Source organism: Streptomyces liliifuscus, from assembly GCF_016598615.1.
In the GTDB taxonomy this organism is placed as follows: domain Bacteria; phylum Actinomycetota; class Actinomycetes; order Streptomycetales; family Streptomycetaceae; genus Streptomyces; species Streptomyces liliifuscus.
In genome coordinates this window covers 6,196,686-6,214,835 of record NZ_CP066831.1, presented here as the reverse complement: position 1 = coordinate 6,214,835, position 18,150 = coordinate 6,196,686, and the positions used below count along the sequence as shown (strand labels likewise).

Sequence of the window (18,150 nt, the reverse complement as noted above, 5' to 3'; positions counted from 1 at the left end):
CTTCCGGTCGTCGGCCGATGGTCTGCGTGTCCGCAACTTTGGTCGCCCACCGGGTACTTTCCGCACGTTGCCCCGGTATACCGGCCGAAGGAAAGTGGAAGGCATGGATCAGGCACAGGCACGCGCATGGCTGGCCACCGCTGTCGAGGAGGCACGCACGGGGCTCGACGAGGGCGGCATCCCCATCGGGGCCGCGTTGTACGGAGCGGACGGCACCCTGCTGGGGCGCGGCCACAACCGGCGCGTCCAGGACGGCGACCCGTCGACGCACGCGGAGACGGCCGCCTTCCGGAACGCGGGACGGCAGCGTACGTACAAGGGCACGACGATGGTGACCACCCTCTCCCCCTGCTGGTACTGCAGCGGTCTCGTCCGGCAGTTCGGGATCTCCCGGGTCGTCGTCGGGGAGGCCGAGACCTTCCACGGCGGGCACGACTGGCTCGCCGAGCACGGCGTGGAGATCGTGCTCCTCGACGACCCCGAGTGCACCGCCCTGATGCGCGACTTCATCAAGGACCGACCCGAGCTGTGGAATGAGGACATCGGTGAGTGACGCCACCACCCCCCGTATCCCGACCGTCGATCTGAGGCCCTGGGTCTCCGGCGACCCGGCGGCCCGCGGGGAGATCGCGCGTACGGTCGACGCGGCGCTCCAGAGTGCCGGCTTCCTCCTGGTCACCGGCCACGGCGTCGACCCCGCCCTCCGCACGGACATCCGCGGGGCCGCCCGCGCCTTCTTCCGGCTGCCCGCCGAGGTGAAGCAGGCGTACGCGGTCAAGGTCGGCGGCCGCGGCTGGCTCGGCCCGGGCGCCGAGGCCAACGCCTACTCGGAGGGCACCTCGACCCCGCCCGACCTCAAGGAGTCCCTGTCCTTCGCGACGCACGAGCCCTTCGACGACCCGGCGACGAACGCGGAGTGGTACGCGCCGAACGTCTGGCCCGCCGAGGCCCCCGGACTCCGGGCGCTGTGCGAGAAGTACCTGGCCAGGATGGCCGAGCTGGAGAACCACCTCCTGGACCTGCTGGGCGCGTCCCTCGGCCTCGAAGCCGACTTCTTCACCCGCCACATGAGCCAGCCGACCTACGGCTTCAACATCAACTGGTACCCGGGTACGGAGGTCGTCGGCGAGCCCGAGGAGGGCCAGTTCCGTATCGGCCCGCACACCGACTTCGGCACGGTCACCATCCTCGACCGCCAGGCGGGCAAGGGCGGACTGCAGGTCTACACGGACGAGGGCGGCTGGGAGGACGCCCCCTTCGACCCGGCGGCCTTCACCATCAACATCGGTGATCTGATGGCCCGTTGGACGGGAGACCGGTGGCGCTCCGGCCGTCACCGCGTGCTGCCGCCGCCCGCCGACGCCCCCGCCGAGGAGCTGATGTCCCTCGTCTACTTCGGCGAGTGCACCCCGGGCACCATCGTCGAGTCCGTCCCTGCCCCGGTGGGGCGGGTGGCCCACGAGCCGGTGGACTCGCACACGTACCTGCGGGCGAAACTGGACTCGATCACGGTGGACTGACGACGGCACCCCGGGGCGCGCGAGCCACACGCCACGCACCGCACACCCCGGGAGCCGCACACCGCACACCCCGGGGGCCGCACGCCGCACGACCGAGTCCGCGATCACTCTCCGCCCACCGCGGCGACACTTTCGCAAGCTGCCGGACATCATGCGGCCTAGTCCGAATCAACTGCCCCTCCCCGCGCTGCTGTTGATACACCTCTCAACAGCACGGAGAACCGGACCGCCCCAGGGGGAGATGCGGTGCACAGTGGGCTGCACGGCCGAGGGGCGCTGTTCGACACGGATCCGCCCGGCCTCGTCGCACGGCTCGTCGGCCTGTGCCCGTTCCAGCACGGGCCGACTCCTCTGGAGTACGCGAAGGAGCCGCCGTTCGTGGTGTTCACCGGCGGGCCCGGGCTCGGCAAGAGCGCGGTGCTCGGTGAACTCCGGGCCGCCTACGAGGGACACACGCCCCTCGCCCTGATCGACTGCGAGGACGAGCTGTTCGCGCGGCCCCCGGCGAGGCGTCCCCCCGAGGCCTGGTCGCCCGTCTCGCAGGCCGTCCTGACGATCGCCGAGCAGCTCGCCGAGCCGGTCGCGGGCGCCGGGCGGATCGCGTTCCCGCGGCTCACGGCAGGGCTGCTGGCGGTGGCCGCGGGCGGCTGGGGCGACCGGGACCTGCCCCGCATCCGGCAGGAGGCCGAGCGGATCCTGCTCCTGAACGACACCGGTTCCTGGGTCGCCGGGTTCACCGGCCGCTGGGTCGGCCGGGTGTCGACCAGACTCGTCGACGCGCTGTCCGGCGCGGGGTCGGTCGTCGAGCCGGTCATCGAGGCGACCCTGGAGGTCTTCTCGGAGGGCGTCACGCCCACCCACCGGCGGCTGCGGAAGGCGGCCACCTGGTACCGCGACTGCCCGAGCGCGGGCGGCAGCCCGAAGCTCGGACTGATCCTGCTCTCGGGGCACTTCAGGGCGGGCGGCGACTCCCGCACCCACGCCGAGCGTTATCTCGTACGGGCCCTGCTGGCCGATCTCGACGACGCCTACGCCGGTGCCGTACAGCGCACGCACCGGCCCGGACGTCCGGTCGTCCTCGTCGACAACGTCCAGGCCACGGCCGGTGTCGGGCTGATCGGCCCGGTGCTGCGGGACCGGGCCGACGGGATCGCCGACCGGGTGGCGTTCTTCGCGGGCCTGCGCGGCGACGGCCACCCCTCCCTGCACAACGCCGCGCGCCGCGCCCTGCCCGAAGTGGCCCACGCCACCGGCTGGAAGCCCGGCGACACGGTCTCGTCCCGAGCCCTGCTCGTACCGCTGCCGCCACCCGCCGCACCTTCTCCACAGGCTGTGGAGGGCGGGCGGTGAGGCGGAGCGGGCACCGTCCGTCCTACGGCCGCTCGCCCTTCTTGTCGACGACAGCCCGTTCCAGGATGGCGACCGAGCCCACGAGGTCGCCCGCCTCGAGGGGTTGGCACCGGTTTTCCGGGGCGGAGAGGTTCACCGTGCTCTGTCCCATGTAGGCGAGTGTCTTCTGGTCGAAGATCAGCTCGGAGCGGGGCTCGCCCCCCTGCCCGAAGCCGATGGCGGAGACTCCGTCCATGGCGACGGCCACCCCGGTGCGGCCCGCCGCGTCCCGGGCGCCTTCGAGGACGATCAGGCCGGGGATCTTCGCGACGGCCCGGTAGAACGCGGCGGCGGTCTTCGGCGGCAGGAGGCTGCCGGTGAGCAGACCGCTCGCCTTCACGAAGGCGGCCTCGTCGGCGGACCGCTTGCCGGAGGGCTTCTCACCGGGGTCGAGCCCGTAGAGCCAGCGGTGCATCCCCTCCGTGTCGGTGGGGAGTTCCAACGCCTGCTCGTAGAAGTTGATCGAGTGCTTGCCGGGCAGTTGCTTGGCGATGGGCCGCTCCACGACCCCGCCGCCGGTCTTGTGCTCCCGCGAGAGGCCCACGTGCTGACCGTCGACGGACTCCCAGCGCTCCCGTACGCCCCAGGCGTGGCCCTCCAAGGTCCTGTCGCAGTCCCCCACCGTCTTTTCGGGGTCCATCTTCCAGTGGTAGTTGTCGGTCTTCGTGTAGACGAACTCGTCACCCTCGACCCCGGTCGGCAGCTTCGCGGCAGCCACGGCGACCCGCTCCAGCAGATGGGCCGGGCTCTGCGAGCTCCTGCGCTCCGGACGTTCCGACGCTCCGGAGTGCGGCCTGGGCGGCCCGTCCGAGGCCGCGTCCCGGGTCACGCTGGCCCCGATGACGACGGCGACCGAAAGGGCCGCGGCCACCACCGGGGCCACGAACGCCGGGCGGCGCCAGATCCTGCGTACGGGCTCGGGCGGGGTCTCCCCGTTGATCTCGCGCATCAGATGCTCCCTCAGGACGCGGTGACGGCCCGGCGGGAGGTCCTTCTCGGGAATCGTGCTCACTTGTTCCCCTCCTGGATGGGCCCGGCCACGGACGGGCGGCCATCCCTCACCTGTCCGCGCCCGTCGGCGAGTTCCGCCGCGAGCTTCGTACGCGCCCGGGAGAGCCGGGAGCGCACCGTGCCGACCGGGATGCCGAGCGCCTCCGCGGCTGCCGCGTAGTCGAGGCCGCCCCAGACGCACAGCGCGAGCACCTCGCGCTCGGGCCGGCGCAGCCGGTCGACGGCGACGCGTACGGACCTGAGGTACTCCTCGTCGTCGATCCGGGCGGCGACCTCGTCGGCGAAGTCGCGCTCGGCCTCGGCGGGCGGCAGCCGTGCCACCGCCGCCGTGTGACGCCGGGCGGCCCGGCGGGTGTTGCGGGCCACGTTCGTGGCGATGCCGAGCAGCCACGGCCGCGGCGAACCGCCCTCCGCGTCCAGCCGCTCCCGCAGCCGCCAGGCCTCCAGGAACGTCAGCGACACGATGTCCTCGGCCCCCGACCAGTCCCCCGTCAGCCGGAACGCGTGGTTGTAGACGGAGCGCGCGTACGCGTCGAAGAGCCCACCGAACGCCTCCGCGTCCCCAGCCCGTATCCGGGCGCGCAACTCCCGCCGGCTCGGACGGTCCCCCTGATTCGTCTCCACGTCCCCCACCTGTCCGTACGACGAAGGCCGGTTCCCGTGACGTGCGTCACATGGAACCGGCCCCGGGTCGTACGAGGGTGTCAGACGGAGGTGTCGTACGGGAGTGCCGGACGAAGGGGTCAGACGCCCGCGTAGGAGTGCTTGCCGGTGACGAAGATGTTCACGCCGTAGTAGTTGAACAGCCAGCAGGCGAAGGCGATGAGCGCGATGTACGCGGCCTTGCGGCCCTTCCAGCCGGCGGTGGCCCTGGCGTGCAGATAACAGGCGTAGGCGACCCAGGTGATGAAGGACCAGGTCTCCTTGGGGTCCCAGCCCCAGTAGCGGCCCCACGCGTCGCCCGCCCAGATGGCGCCCGCGATGATCGTGAACGTCCACAGCGGGAAGACGGCGGCGTTCACGCGGTACGAGAACTTGTCCAGCGACGCCGACGCGGGCAGCCGCTCCATGACGGACGTGGCGAAACGGCCGGGCTTCCCGCCGGTCGTCAGCTTGTTCTCGTACGAGTCCTTGAAGAGGTACAGGATCGTGCCGACCGCGCCCACGTAGAAGACGGCACCGCAGAAGATCGCCGTGGAGACGTGGATGTAGAGCCAGTACGAGTGGAGGGCGGGAACCAACTGGTCACTGGCGGTGTACAGGACAGTGACGGCGAGACCGAGATCGAGGAGGACCGTGGTCACCAGGAAGAGGCCCATCCAGCGGACGTTCTTCTTCATCGCGAGCAGTGAGAGATACACACCGACGGCGACGGTGGAGAAGGTGATGTTGAACTCGTACATGTTGCCCCACGGCGCCCGCTGCACCGACAGAGCACGGGTGAGCACACCGCCGAAGGCGATGAGGAAGGCGAGCACGGTCAGGGACACGGCGATACGCCCGTAGAGGTCCCCCTGCTCGTCCCCGCCGTGCGCGCCGGGCCCGTCCGGCACGTCCCGGGAGCCGGGGGCGGCCCGCGTGACGACCTTGGGCCGTTCCAGTACGGCGGTTCCGCCCGCGTTCTTCACGGTGACCGCGGGAGCCGCCGCCTTCTTGCCCTTGGCGTCCTTGTCCGCGGTCAGCGCGGCGGCCGTCCGGCCGACCTTGCTGCGGCTGCCGAAGAGCCATTCGGCGATGTACGCGAAGAAGGCCAGCGTGTAGACGGCCATCGCGGAGTAGATCAGCGTGTTGCTGAGGTTCGCGAGGTTTTCGTTGGTCGCGGCGGCGAGCTCGGTTGCGGCGGCGAGAGTCACTTGGTCTCAGCCCCTTCGGCGGCAGGTACGGCGGGGGGTTCGGGGGTGGAGGTCTTTGCGTCCGGGGCCGGGTCCGGCTCCGACTTGGCATCGGTGTCGGCGTCGGTGTCCGGGGTGTCGTCGGACGTGTCGTCCGGAGTGTCCGGTGCGCCCGGCGCCAGGTCGTACAGGATCCCGGCCAGGTCGCCGAGTTCCTCCGGGACCTTGGCGGACTCGCTGCGGCCGAGGCCGGCCATTTCGACGACGGTGACGCCGTCGGGACCGGCGGTGGCGCGGACCCAGACGCGGCGGCGCTGGATGAAGAGGGAGGCGGCGAGGCCGAAGATGGCGGTGAGGGCTCCGGCGAGGGCCCAGCCGGAGCCGGGCTGCTCGGTGACCTGGAAGCCGGCCCACTCCTTGATCTCCTTCTCGAAGGTGATCGAGCCGGCGCCGTCGGGGAGCTGCATGGTCTCGCCGGGCTTCAGGTTCTCCCTGAGCTGCTTGCCCTTGGAGTCCTTGAAGCCCTTCATGTTCTTCTTGTCGAGCTGGTAGACGCTCTGCGGGAGACCCGAGTCGACGCCGAGGTCGCCGTGGAAGGCCTCCAGGTTCAGCACCGGGTTGAGCAGCGCGGGGAACTGCGAGACCACCGCGGTGTTCGCCCCGCCGTAGGCCGGGAGGAAGAAGGCCCGGAAGCCGAGCTGGTCCTTCTTCCCCCGGGCATCGCGGTAGCCGTCCATGACCTTGATCGCGCCGGTGGAGGTGACGTTGGAGTCGAGCGGCAGCAGCGGCACGGCCTGGCTGTAGACGACCTCGCCCTTGCCGTCCCGGACGGTGACGACGGGCGCGTACCCGTGGCTGACGAGGTAGACCTTCGTGCCGTCGATGTCGAGCGGCTCGTTAACCTTGATCGTCCGCTGCTTCTCCTTGCCGTCGGAACCCTCGCTGTAGGTGACGTGGGACTCGTACGTGCGCGGGGTGCCCTTGTTGGGCCCGCTCGGCTCGTACGTGCCCCTGAAGTTGTCCAGGACGAAGCTGAACGGCTCCAGGTCGTCCGTGCTGAAGAGGCTCCCGGACTTGAAGTCGTCGTACTGCGTGAGGGTGTTGGCGAAGCCGTCGCCCTCGACGATCAGCTTGTTGCCCTCGTACTTGAAGAGCTGGCCCCAGGCGAAGGCGATCAGCATCACGATCAGCGCGATGTGGAAGGCGAGGTTGCCGACCTCCCGGAGGTAGCCCTTCTCGGCGGCGACGGCGTCCCCGGCGGCATGCGCGCGAAAGCGCCGCCGCTTCAGCAGCTTCAGGGCCTCCTCGCGGACCGCCTCCGGCGCGGCCTCGGTGCGCCACGTCGTGTACGCGGGCAGCCGGTTCAGCCGTCGCGGGGCGCCCGGCGGCCTGCCGCGCAACTGGCCCACGAACTGCCAGGTGCGGGGCACGATGCAGCCGATGAGCGAGATGAACAGCAGGATGTAGATCGCCGAGAACCACGCCGAGCTGTAGACGTTGAAAAGGCCGAGCTTCTCGTAGATCGGCCCCAGGGTCTCGTGCCGGCTCATGAAGTCGGCGACCTTGGTCTCGTCCTGGCCCGTCTGCGGGATCAGGGACCCGGGGATCGCGCCGAGCGACAGCAGGAAGAGCAGGATCAGCGCGACCCGCATCGAGGTCAGCTGCCGCCAGAACCAGCGGGCCCAGCCGACGGTCTCGCGGCCGGTCCACGCCAGCCATCCCGCCGCGCCGGGAGCGCGCACACCACCGAAGGAGCCCGGTACGACCGTGTCCCGGGGCGCGGTGGACAGCTGCGCCCCGGCCTCGCCGAGTTCGCCCGCGTCCCGCGCCGCGGCGGTGTCCGTCGCGGCGGTGTCCGTCGCGGCGGTGTCGTTGTCCTCACCGGCCGCTCCGCCGGTCCGCACGTCCGTGTCCCGTGTCGTGCTCATCGATCAGACCCCTACCGTGAAGCCGTCGGACCAGCCCTGCATCTCCTGCACGATGCTGTCCCACGCGCCGGTCAGCAGCAGCAGACCGGTCGCGATCATCATTCCGCCGCCGACGCGCATCACCCACACGTAGTGGCGCTTGACCCAGCCGAAGGCGCCGAGCGCCTTGCGGAACGCGACGGCCGCGAGGACGAAGGGCACGCCCAGACCGACGCAGTACGCGATGGTCAGTATGGCCCCGCGGCCGGCGCTCGCCTGGTCGAACGCGAGCGCGTTCACGGAGGCGAGCGTCGGTCCGATGCAGGGCGTCCAGCCGATCCCGAAGAGCGCGCCGAGCACCGGGGCCCCGACGAGACCGGCCACCGGCCGCTTGTGGAACCGGAATTCACGCTGGGTGAGCCAGGGCATCAGCCCCATGAAGAAGACGCCCATGGCGATCATGAGTCCGCCGAGCACCTTGGAGAGGACGCTCTGGTGCTCCTGCAGCGTCGAGCCGAAGTACCCGAAGAGGGCACCGCCGGAGACGAACACCGCGGAGAAACCCAGCACGAAGAGCGAGGCGCCCGCCACCATCCGCCCGCGCTTCGCGTCACCCAGGTCGGTGCCGCCGACGCCGGTGACGTACGACAGATAGCCGGGCACGAGCGGCAGTACGCACGGGGAGAAGAAGGAGACGAGTCCGCCGAGTACGGCGATCGGGATGGCGAGCACCAGGGCCCCGGTGAGGACCGTCTGGTTGGGGTCGGTGCCCGCGGCTACGAGAAGAGACACGAGCCGTCACTTCTCCGCGAGGATCGGCTTGAGCATCTTGCGCAGGCTCGCCTCGCTGAGCGCGGACAGCGAGCGGGAGGCGACCTTGCCGTCCCGGTCGAGGACGAGCGTGGAGGGGATCGTCTGCGGGTTGAGCGTGCCCTTCTTGAACCGGAGCATCAGCTTGCCCGTCGGGTCGTACAGGCTCGGGTACGTGACCCCGTGCGCCTTCTCGAAGGCGATCGCCGGACTGGTGCTGGTGTCGCGGGTGTTGATGCCGACGAACTGCACGCCCTGGTCCTTGAGGTCCTCGGAGACCTTGACGAAGTTCTTCGCCTCCAGGCGGCACGGGCCGCACCAGGAGCCCCAGACGTTCAGTACGACGATCTTGCCCTGGTAGTCGGCGACGTCGAGCTGCTTGCCGTCTATGGTCTTGCCCGACAGTTCGGGGGCCGCGACCCGGCTGCCCTTCTCGACCGTCGCGATGCCGTCGGAGCCGGTGACGAAGCCGGTGTTGCCGGTCCCGCCGGACTTGCCCCCGGAACCGCACGCGGACAGCAGCAGCGCCGCGACGACGGCCCCGCCGGTCAGCAGGACGGCGCGGCCACGACTACGGCCGTGGGCCCGGTTCGTACGGTTCGTGCGCTGAGGGGTCCGGATCGAGCGCTGGGGGGCGCGGCTGGCGGCACTCATGTGAAAAGTTTCGCATGTCCGTTCCGAGGATCTTGCCCACCCCCCTCGCAGGCGGAAACCCGCATGTCAGACGCCATTTCGGGCACTGATCCCGGCGGGCGTCAGGCGGCCTTGCCCGAGCCCTTCTCCGACCTGTTCGCGGAGTTCGTGCCGACATCGCCGAGGAAGCCGTTCCAGCCACCGGCCGGTTCCTGCCCCACACCCAGCGTCCGCAGCTTCTCCAGGACGGCCGGGTCCTGCGCGTCGAGCCAGTCCACGAACTGGCGGAACGACACCAGGCGTACGTCCTTCTTGCCCGCGATGTGCTTCAGCGCGCCCTCGACGGCATCCATGTAGATGCCGCCGTTCCACTCCTCGAAGTGGTTGCCGATGAAGAAGGGGGCGCGATTGGTCTCGTATGCCCGCTTGAAGCCAGCTATGTACGAGTTGGTCGCCTGCTCGCGCCAGGCCGGGTAGTTGGCGGGCGGTGCCTGCGTCGAGTTGACCGACTGGTTGGCGAGGATGTTGTAGTCCATCGAGAGGACCTCGAAGGTGTGGCCGGGGAAGGGGATCGCCTGGAGCGGCAGGTCCCAGACGCCGCCGTTCTTCCTGGGCCAGACCTGGGTGCCGCCGGGCGAGGAGGCGTCGTAGCGCCAGCCGAGTTCTCGGGCGGTGGGCAGCAGGTTGCTCTGGCCGAGCAGACAGGGCGTGCGGCCGCCGATGAGTTCCTTCTCGTAGTCGAAGGGCAGCGCGGGCACCTCGGCCTCGCTCCAGCCCGTGTTCGTCCGCCACTCCTTCACGAAGGACTTCGCCTGGGCTATCTCGCTCTTCCACTGGGCGGGCGTCCAGTTGCCGACCGTGCCGCTTCCGCCGCAGAAGTGACCGTTGAAGTGCGTGCCGATCTCATGGCCGTCGAGCCAGGCCCGCCGGACGTTCTTCAGCGTCGACTTGATGTGGTCGTCCGTCAGATAACCGATGTCGGACGCGCCCGGCGCGTTGTTCGGCGGAAGGTACTTGCGCTTTTTCGACTCGGGCAGCAGATAGAGCCCGGAGAGAAAGAACGTCATGCTCGCGTCGTGCTCTTCGGAGAGTTTCAGGAATCGCTCGAAGAGGCCGTTGCCGACATCGCCCGCACCGTCCCAGGAGAAGACGACGAACTGCGGCGGGGTCTCGCCGGGTTCGAGGGGCCGGGGCCTACCGGGCTGCTTCGGCTGCTTCCCGGTGAAGGAGGTGGAACCGTCACCGATGGGACGTACGGGATGCTCGCCACGCCTGTTTCCGCCGTTGCCACGGTTTCCGGAACCCCCGACCCCGCCGGAGCCGTCTCCCAGTGCGGTACCGCAGCCCGCGAGTCCCATCGCGGCCGCGGCCGCGGCCCCGGCTCCGAGCCCCAGCGCTCCCCTTCGGCTGATGTCGCGCATTCCGTCCCCATTCGTCGCGCCCTGTGCCCATGTCGAATGGACACCGGGTTAGAGGGCACGACGAACACGTGGGTTCCCGGTCACACACACATATTTCGGTGACTATCCGAACATGAACCTGTAACGGACACACCGGAACGCGACAGACCGATTTACCCGTCTGGACAAGACTGGGTCCCGCTATTCAGGGGCGCGGGGAACTGCGCGACAAGCCCCCACCGACCGGCACGCAACGAACCGACCGGCACGGAGTGCTTACGCCCCAAAGGCCTTGGACTTACCCTTCACCGGCTTGGCCCCGGCCAGCAGATGCGCGGGCACAAGATCCCGCGCAGGCTCGCTGTACCCGACGGACACGATCCTGTCGTCCTGATACGTGAAGGTCGTCAACGACGCCAACGTGCACTGCCGCTTCCGCGGGTCGTGCCACAACCGCCGCCGCTCCACATAGGACCGCACGATCCAGATCGGCAACTGATGGCTGACGCACACGGCCTCGTGCCCCCGCGCCGCGTCCTTCGCGGCATCGAGCGCCCCCATCATCCGCACGACCTGGTCCACGTACGGCTCGCCCCAGGACGGCTTGAACGGGTTGACGAGGTGCTTCCAGTTCTCGGGCCGGCGCAGCGCACCGTCCCCGACCCCGAAGGTCTTGCCCTGGAAGACGTTGTCGGCCTCGATCAGCCGGCCGTCGGTCGCGAGCTCGAGGCCGTGCGACTTGGCGATCGGTGTGGCCGTCTCCTGCGCCCGCTCCAGCGGCGAGGAGACGACATGCGTGATGTCCCGCGAGGCGAGATGCTCGGCGACCCGCTCGGCCATCTGCTGCCCGAGCTCGGACAGGCGGTAGCCCGGGAGTCGCCCGTACAGAACCCCGTCCGGGTTGGCGACCTCGCCGTGCCGCATCACGTGTACGACGGTGATGTCACTCATGCTGCCGTGGCCTCCGCTGCTGCCCGTGCCGCCGCCGGAAGGGCGTCGGCGATCCGCTGAACCGCCCGTTCGTCGTGCGCCGTCGACACGAACCAGGACTCGAACGAGGACGGCGGCAGGTAGACACCCTGCGCCAGCATCGAGTGGAAGAAGGCGGTGAAGCGGTACGACTCCTGCGCCTTCGCGTCCTCGTAATTGCGTACCTCCGTCCCGGTGAAGAAGACGGAGAACATGTTGGACGCGTTCTGCAGCCGGTGCGCCACACCTTCCTTGGTGAGGGCGTCCGCAACGAGCGTACGGATCTGCTCGGACACCGCGTCGACCTTGACGTACGCGGCGTCGTCGAGCAGCCGCAGCTGCGCGAGCCCGGCGGCGGTCGCGACCGGATTCCCGGACAGGGTGCCGGCCTGGTAGACGGGACCCGCGGGCGCGAGGTACGCCATCACGTCCCTCCGTCCGCCGAACGCGGCGGCCGGGAAGCCGCCGCCCATGACCTTGCCGAAGGTCATGAGGTCGGGGGTGACACCGTCCACGCCGTACCAGCCGGCCCTGCTGGTCCGGAAGCCGGTCATGACCTCGTCGGAGATGAACAGCGCGCCGCCCTCGGCGCAGATGTCCTTGAGCCCCTGGTTGAACCCGGGGCCGGGCGGCACGACGCCCATGTTCCCGGGCGAGGCCTCGGTGATGACGCAGGCGATCTCACCGGGATGGGCCCGGAAGGCCTCGCGCACGGCGTCGAGATCGTTGTACGGCAGGACGATGGTGTCCCCGGCCTGGGCGCCGGTGACGCCCGGGGTGTCGGGAAGCCCGAAGGTGGCCACGCCGGAGCCGGCCGCGGCGAGCAGCGCGTCCACGTGCCCGTGGTAGCAGCCGGCGAACTTCACGATCTTGGCGCGGCCGGTGAAGCCGCGGGCCAGCCGGATCGCGGACATGGTGGCCTCGGTTCCGCTGGAGACGAGCCGCACCTGTTCGAGGGGCTCGATCCGCGCGACCATCTCCTCGGCGAGTGCGACCTCGCCCTCCCCCGGCGTACCGAAGGAAGTGCCTCGGGACACGGCCTCCTGGACCGCCGCGATCACCTCGGGACGGGAATGGCCGAGGATCATCGGCCCCCAGGAACAGACCAGGTCCACGTACTCCCTCCCGTCGGCGTCCGTCAGGTAGGGACCGTTGCCGGACACCATGAACCGGGGCGTACCGCCCACGGCCCGGAACGCGCGGACGGGAGAGTTCACGCCACCGGGCGTGACGGCCGCCGCACGGTCGAAAAGGGTCTGCGAGACCGGGGCCTCATAGGGGTGGGGGACGGCCTCCCCCACTTCGGGCACCTCGGGTGACGCACCGCCGGAGATGTTGTTCGCCTCTGCCATGTCCTTCAGCGTACGGCCCGGGGCCGGGCGCCCCGGCTCTGCCCCGGTGTCTCCCGCGGCACGGCACTCCCGCCCGAACCCCCCACTCCGGATGCCCGATTTCACCGATATCTGCTAATCGGCTCGGGAACGGTATACCCTGCTGTGACGCGATACCGCGCGCCGCTCCACTCTTCGTTGGTCACCGCGAGCGCGAACTACCTAGACTCCCTGAAGGTGCCGTTCTCGGGGATAGTTGACTTCACACGCGTGGGGTCGGTCCACGGCGACGGACAAGTGTTTCAACGCACGTTTCGGCGGGCGGTCGTGGGGGAGGTCACTCTCACGATGATCGGGTTGCGTGGCGGGGGTCGCGCGCCTTAGAAAAGCAGTCGGGTGGAGATATGCATCGCGGTGGCGGACTGGGCGAGGGGACCGATGACCTGGGTCCTCGGCGTGCCCGGCGGGGAAAGCACCGACGCGAGGCGGAAGCGGCCGAGACACGTCAGGCACAGGGATCGCAGAACGACTCTGAGCGGAACGACCCGTCGAGCCGTATGGACGGTATGGACTACACAGACCGCGGGGCAGACCAGCTCAGGGCAGGAAGCGGGAATGGTGGCCGGGTGGGGGTGACGTACAAATACTTCGGAGCCCCGGACGGCGCGACCGCCGCGCGCGTTCCGATCTCCATGAGGCCCGAAGAACTCGGCGGCGACGAGCTCGGCATGAACGGCATGTTCACCAAGATCAAGCCGGAGACGATGGCCGCGATGGTCCTCACCGGCATAGAGGGCATACCTCTGCACAAGGTGCCCCCGCTGGAACTCGTCGTCCTCCACCCCGACTACGCCGTCGTCAAGCTCCCCATGACCGTCGTCGACCCCCTGCGCGGCATCGGCGAGGAGGCCGTGGGCGCGGCCGCCTTCATCTGGTCGACGGTCCCGGACCGCGGCGGTCCCCGAGACGCGTACAACGTGTACCAGCTGCTGCACGAGTGGCAGGACTTCAGCCACCGACTGCACGAGGCGGGACACCAGCCGTACTGCCTGGTGTGGCCCTGACCCGATCCGGATGATCCGGGTCTCCTGCGAACCGGGCGGAGCTTTCGGGCTCCGCCCTCGTCATGCCCGGGGACGGGCGCCGGGCGGCCTGACGGCCGGGGAGCCCGAGGGCACGTGAGCATTGCGGGCGCACGGGGCCGGCGGGCGCACGAAGCCGGGCGGGGCACGAAGCCGGGCGAGGCACGAAGCCGGGCGAGGCACGAAGCCGGGCGAGGCACGAAGCCGGGCGAGGCACGAAGCCGGGCGAGGGCGCTGAGCCGCCCCCGTCCACGGATGTGTGTCGTTGCCGCGTTCAGCCGCGCAGCGGCTGCGCCAGGCCGCCGAGCATGCCCGCGACCAGGGCCGTCTGGGCGGGCACCGTGTCGGGGTAGATGAACTCGCCCTGGGCGTGGGCGCCGTCGCCGACCGCGCCCATGCCGCAGAGCACCGGCAGCCCGAGCGCGGCGACGAAGTTGGCGTCGCTGGCGCCGCCGACGGCGGCGTCGGGCAACTCGCCCCGGCCCTGTTCGCGGGCGACCTCGCGGGCGAGGTCGAGGAGCGGGGCGGAGGCGGCGTTGAGGGTCATCGGGGGCCGGTTCCAGGCGTGGTCGATCTCGATGCGGACGCGCGGGTCGCTGACCACGATGGCGTCCAGTTCGGCGTCGACACGGTCCTGTTCGGCCTGGCTGCTGACCCGGATGTCGACACCGGCCGTGGCCTGCCCGGCGACGACGTTGATGGCGGAGCCGCCCCTGAAGAGCCCGGTGTTGATCGTGGTGCCCATCTCGGGGGCGGCGACGGCCGCTGCGGCGACCACGAACTCCGACAGCGCGGTGATGGCGCTCGCCCCGTCCTGGGGCGCGAGCCCGGCGTGTGCCTCGACCCCGGTGGCGGTGACCTGGAAGATCCCGGTGCCCTTGCGGGCGGTCTTGACCGCGCCGTGGGCGGTCGGCTCCAGCACCAGCGTGACGTCGGCCTTCTGCGCGACCTCCTCGATCACCGGCCGCGAGGACAGGGAGCCGATCTCCTCGTCGCCGTTGAAGAGGAAGGTGACGGTCGGCACGGGCGCGCCGCTCTCCCGGGCCAGTTTCAGGGCCCAGATGCCCTGGGCCAGACCGGTCTTCATGTCGAAGATCCCCGGCCCGCCGAGCTTCTCCCGCCCGCCCTCGGACGCCCCCGGCTGCTCCCATCCGGCGAGGGTCCCGGTCGGCCACACGGTGTCGTAGTGGCCGACGAGCACGACGTGCCCGGAACCGGTGCCGGTGCCGGTGCCGGTGCCGGTGCCTGTGCCTGTGCCTGCGTAGGTCAGGGTCAGGGTGTCCCCGCACTCGCCGCCCGGGTGGCGGTGCTCGTGATCCGGCCGACCGAGCCGCTGGACGGCCAGCTCGCGCAGGAGGTCCAGGCCGGCCGCGAGGCCGGGCAGGTCGTAGCTGCTGGTCTCGTGGCGTACGAGGGTCAGGATGTCGTCGACGATCCGCGACGACACCTCCTGGGCTCGGGTGGTGAGGGCGGCGGCTGCGGGTGATGCGGTCATGGTCTTCTTTCTCGTAAGGGGGCGGGGGCGGTGTTCCTCGGTGGAGGGTGGGGTCAGCCGACGCCGAAGGGGATGCCCAGCAGGTACCAGGCCACGAAGAACGCGACCCAGACGACCCAGACGACGGCGGCGATCGGGATCGTGAAGGAGGCCAGCGTGCCGATGCCCGCGGACCTGCGGTACTGCTGGACGAAGCCCAGGGCCATCACGAAGTACGGGCTCATCGGGGTGACGCAGTTGGTGACCGAGTCGGCGACGCGGTAGACGGCCTGGGTGGTCTCGGGCTCGATGCCGACGAGCATCAGCATGGGTACGAGGACGGGGGCGGCCAGCGCCCACAGCGCGGAGCCGCTGGTGATGACGAGGTTCATGAACGTGATCAGCACGGCGATGCCGACCAGTACGGTCCAGCCGTGCATGTCCAGTTCGCGCAGCAGCTCCGCGCCCTTGACGGCGAGGATGTTGCCGATGTTCGTCCACTTGAAGTAGGCGAGGAACTGGGAGATCGCGAAGAACAGGACGAGGATCGGCGCCATCGAACGGGTGCCGTCGACCATCGCGGTGATGATGTCGCCGGCCGCGGAGAAACTCCCCGTCATCCGGCCGTAGACCGTGCCGAGCACGGCGAAGAACACACCGAGGACGAGCGCCATCCCGCCGATCAGCGGGGATTCGACGATGCCGCCGCCCTCGCCGCGCAGCGGTGAGGAGGCGGGGATCATGGCCACCGCCAGGAACGCGACGAAGCCGAGGGCGACCAGCCCGGTCACGCGCAGCGCGCGGCGCTGCTGTCCGGTGACCTCGATCGCCTCCAGTTCGTCGGCGTTCAGTTCGGTGACCGGATCGTCGGGCTCCAGGTCCGAGCGGCGGGCGAGGACCTTGTCGACGACGAGGGTGATCACCAGGGCCACCAGGACCGAGGAGCCCAGCCCGAAGAAGTAGTTGGCCACCGGGGTGACGACGTACTCCGCGTCGATGGTGTGGGCGGCGGCCGTGGAGATCCCGGACAGCAGTACATCGGTGGTGGTGAGCGACGGTGAGGCGTCGTAGCCGGCGGCGATCGAGACGTACGCGACGACGCAGCCGAGCACGGGGCTGCGGCCCGCGGCACGGAAGACCAGGGCGCCGAGCGGGATGAGGGTGACGTAGGCGGCGTCACCGGCGACATGGCTGACCATGGCCGTCATCGACAGCGCGAAGGTCAGGTACCTGCCCGGCACCCGCGCGACCATGCGGCGCAGCAGGGCGGAGAACAGTCCGCTCCGCTCGGCGACGGCGATGCCGAACATCACGGTGAGGATGGTGGCCAGCGGTGGGAAGGCCGCGAAGTTCTCGACGGCACCCTCGACGGCCATGGTGAGGCCGGCCCTGCTGAGCAGGTTCTGCACGTCGATGGTCTCGTGCGTGCCGGGGTGCACGGCGCTGACACCGATCGCCGCCAGCACGGCACTGAGGACGGCGACGACCCCCGCGAGGATCCAGAACAGCCAGAACGGGTTGGGAAGTCTGTTCCCGACCTTCTCGATCGCCGCGAAACTCCGGAACGCGGCACGCAGGGCTCTCGACCGCGGCTCGGTCGGCTGTGGCTGTGGCTGGGCAGAGGTGGCACTCATCGGTACCTCTTCGCGCATTTGAGGGATGTTCCCGCGAACAATGGCATTCAGATGAGAGATTCTCTAGACCCTTGATGTAACGGTGGGATTAATCGGCAGTCTAAGGTGGGGCGCTATGACCCGTCCTCTCCTCGACGAGCTCGACCGGCGCCTCATCGGGGCACTGCATCTGGCACCCCGGGCCACCTGGGACGACATCGGCGCGGTCCTGTCCGCCGACGCCGGCACGCTGAAGCGCCGCTACGACCGGCTGCACGAGGCCCGGATGGTCCGCGTGATCGGACAGGCCGACTGGGGCATGCACTCCACGGCCATGCCGGTCCACGTCTTCCTGGACATCACCGGCGACACCCCCCTGGCCGTCCTCGACCGCCTCCGCAACCTGCCCCACCTCCAGCTCCTGGCACAGATCTCCGGCGACCACCCGCTCTACGCCGTCGTGCACGCCCCCTCCGATGCGGCCACCAGCGCGGCGATCGACCGGATGTTCTCCGTGCCCGGCGTCCGCCGCGTCAAGGCCCTGCCCGCGCTCAGCACGCTGCGCCGGGGCATCACGTGGGACCCGCAGTTCCTCACCGACACCGAGCGGGCCGGCCTGCTCGAACTCACCGGCACCCGCGTCGAGGGCACCGCGACCGCGACACCCCCAGCCAAGCCCCTCAGCGAGGCCGAACGCACCGTCGTCGCCCAGCTGCTCCAGGACAGCCGGGCCTCCGCCGCGAGCATCGGCCGGGCCGCGGGCCTGGCCACCTCCACCGCGCACCGGGTCGTGCGCCGGGTCCTCGACGAGCGATGGGTCCAGCCGCGCCTGGAGATCGTGTCGGAATGGCTGGGCTTCCAGACCCCGTTCGTGCTCCGCCTGCGCATCGCACCCGGCGAGACGCCCGACGTCATGCGCCGCATCGACCGGCTCCCCCAGACCCGGCTCGCCGCCCACGTGGCCAGCGACATGTCGGTCCTCGCCACCGGCCTGGTCACCGACCGCTCCGCCCTGGCGCTCTTCATCGACAACGAACTCGCCCGGATCCCCGGCATCCTCGGCGTCAGCGTCGACGTCATGCTCGCCGAACCGCGCCGCTACTGGCTGGACCGCGACCTGACCTCGGGGCTCGGCACGTTCCACGCACCGACGCTGCTCTGAGGCGGGCGCCGGGCAGC

16 protein-coding genes are annotated in these 18,150 nt (G+C 70.2%); 5 read left to right on the top strand and 11 right to left on the bottom strand.

The annotated features are described in order from the left end of the window. Window positions 1-103: 103 nt before the first annotated feature. The 3 genes from JEQ17_RS26670 to JEQ17_RS26660 all read left to right on the top strand — a co-directional run bounded on the left by JEQ17_RS26670 (window position 104) and on the right by JEQ17_RS26660 (window position 2,870). Window positions 104-553 carry a nucleoside deaminase gene (locus JEQ17_RS26670; protein ID WP_200397560.1) on the top strand — a complete coding sequence of 150 codons (450 nt, stop codon included), beginning with the start codon at window positions 104-106 and terminating at the stop codon, window positions 551-553. Next, window positions 546-1,520, top strand: a complete 975-nt coding sequence (locus JEQ17_RS26665; protein ID WP_200397559.1) for an isopenicillin N synthase family dioxygenase — start codon at window positions 546-548, stop codon at window positions 1,518-1,520. Before JEQ17_RS26670 ends, JEQ17_RS26665 begins: the two co-directional genes overlap by 8 nt. A gap of 246 nt (window positions 1,521-1,766) precedes the next feature. Further along, window positions 1,767-2,870: a hypothetical protein gene (locus JEQ17_RS26660; protein WP_200397558.1), complete on the top strand. Its 1,104-nt coding sequence runs from the start codon at window positions 1,767-1,769 to the stop codon at window positions 2,868-2,870. A 22-nt stretch (window positions 2,871-2,892) separates the two neighbouring features. Here JEQ17_RS26660 and JEQ17_RS26655 read toward each other — a convergent pair whose 3' ends face one another. The 9 genes from JEQ17_RS26655 to hemL form a co-directional block, all read right to left on the bottom strand. Then, on the bottom strand, window positions 2,893-3,921 hold the full coding sequence (locus JEQ17_RS26655) for a CU044_5270 family protein (RefSeq protein WP_200397557.1): 1,029 nt from the start codon (window positions 3,919-3,921) through the stop codon (window positions 2,893-2,895). After that, window positions 3,918-4,544 (bottom strand): RNA polymerase sigma factor, encoded by a 627-nt coding sequence (locus JEQ17_RS26650; RefSeq protein WP_383393566.1) that lies wholly within the window; start codon window positions 4,542-4,544, stop codon window positions 3,918-3,920. The genes JEQ17_RS26655 and JEQ17_RS26650 overlap by 4 nt, the downstream gene beginning before the upstream one ends. Window positions 4,545-4,663: 119 nt before the next feature. Further along, window positions 4,664-5,773 (bottom strand): c-type cytochrome biogenesis protein CcsB, encoded by a 1,110-nt coding sequence (gene ccsB, locus JEQ17_RS26645; RefSeq protein ID WP_200397556.1) that lies wholly within the window; start codon window positions 5,771-5,773, stop codon window positions 4,664-4,666. Then, window positions 5,770-7,680 carry a cytochrome c biogenesis protein ResB gene (gene resB / locus JEQ17_RS26640; RefSeq protein WP_200397555.1) on the bottom strand — a complete coding sequence of 637 codons (1,911 nt, stop codon included), beginning with the start codon at window positions 7,678-7,680 and terminating at the stop codon, window positions 5,770-5,772. The genes ccsB and resB overlap by 4 nt, the downstream gene beginning before the upstream one ends. A 3-nt stretch (window positions 7,681-7,683) precedes the next feature. Further along, window positions 7,684-8,451, bottom strand: coding sequence for a cytochrome c biogenesis CcdA family protein (locus tag JEQ17_RS26635; protein ID WP_200397554.1), 768 nt, complete (start codon window positions 8,449-8,451; stop codon window positions 7,684-7,686). Between the two features lie 6 nt (window positions 8,452-8,457). After that, entirely contained in the window at window positions 8,458-9,123 is a 666-nt protein-coding gene (locus tag JEQ17_RS26630) for a TlpA family protein disulfide reductase (protein WP_200397553.1), read from the bottom strand. 101 nt (window positions 9,124-9,224) lie between these two features. Further along, on the bottom strand, window positions 9,225-10,523 hold the full coding sequence (locus JEQ17_RS26625) for a polysaccharide deacetylase family protein (protein WP_200397552.1): 1,299 nt from the start codon (window positions 10,521-10,523) through the stop codon (window positions 9,225-9,227). A gap of 255 nt (window positions 10,524-10,778) precedes the next feature. After that, window positions 10,779-11,453: a histidine phosphatase family protein gene (locus JEQ17_RS26620; RefSeq protein WP_200397551.1), complete on the bottom strand. Its 675-nt coding sequence runs from the start codon at window positions 11,451-11,453 to the stop codon at window positions 10,779-10,781. Beyond that, window positions 11,450-12,823: a glutamate-1-semialdehyde 2,1-aminomutase gene (hemL, locus tag JEQ17_RS26615; RefSeq protein ID WP_234048380.1), complete on the bottom strand. Its 1,374-nt coding sequence runs from the start codon at window positions 12,821-12,823 to the stop codon at window positions 11,450-11,452. Before hemL ends, JEQ17_RS26620 begins: the two co-directional genes overlap by 4 nt. A 383-nt stretch (window positions 12,824-13,206) precedes the next feature. Here hemL and JEQ17_RS26610 point away from each other — a divergent pair, with 383 nt between their 5' ends. Then, window positions 13,207-13,866, top strand: coding sequence for a hypothetical protein (locus tag JEQ17_RS26610; protein ID WP_200397550.1), 660 nt, complete (start codon window positions 13,207-13,209; stop codon window positions 13,864-13,866). A 292-nt stretch (window positions 13,867-14,158) separates the two neighbouring features. Here JEQ17_RS26610 and JEQ17_RS26605 read toward each other — a convergent pair whose 3' ends face one another. Both JEQ17_RS26605 and JEQ17_RS26600 read right to left on the bottom strand, forming a co-directional pair. Then, window positions 14,159-15,379, bottom strand: a complete 1,221-nt coding sequence (locus tag JEQ17_RS26605; protein ID WP_200397549.1) for a M20 family metallopeptidase — start codon at window positions 15,377-15,379, stop codon at window positions 14,159-14,161. A 53-nt stretch (window positions 15,380-15,432) separates the two neighbouring features. Continuing rightward, the gene (locus JEQ17_RS26600) at window positions 15,433-16,992 is read right to left on the bottom strand and encodes an AbgT family transporter (protein WP_200397548.1); all 1,560 of its coding nucleotides are present in this window, start codon (window positions 16,990-16,992) and stop codon (window positions 15,433-15,435) included. A 115-nt stretch (window positions 16,993-17,107) separates the two neighbouring features. On the opposite strand from JEQ17_RS26600, the gene JEQ17_RS26595 reads away from it, so the two are divergent. Continuing rightward, window positions 17,108-18,133 carry an Lrp/AsnC family transcriptional regulator gene (locus tag JEQ17_RS26595; protein WP_200397547.1) on the top strand — a complete coding sequence of 342 codons (1,026 nt, stop codon included), beginning with the start codon at window positions 17,108-17,110 and terminating at the stop codon, window positions 18,131-18,133. Window positions 18,134-18,150: the final 17 nt, after the last annotated feature.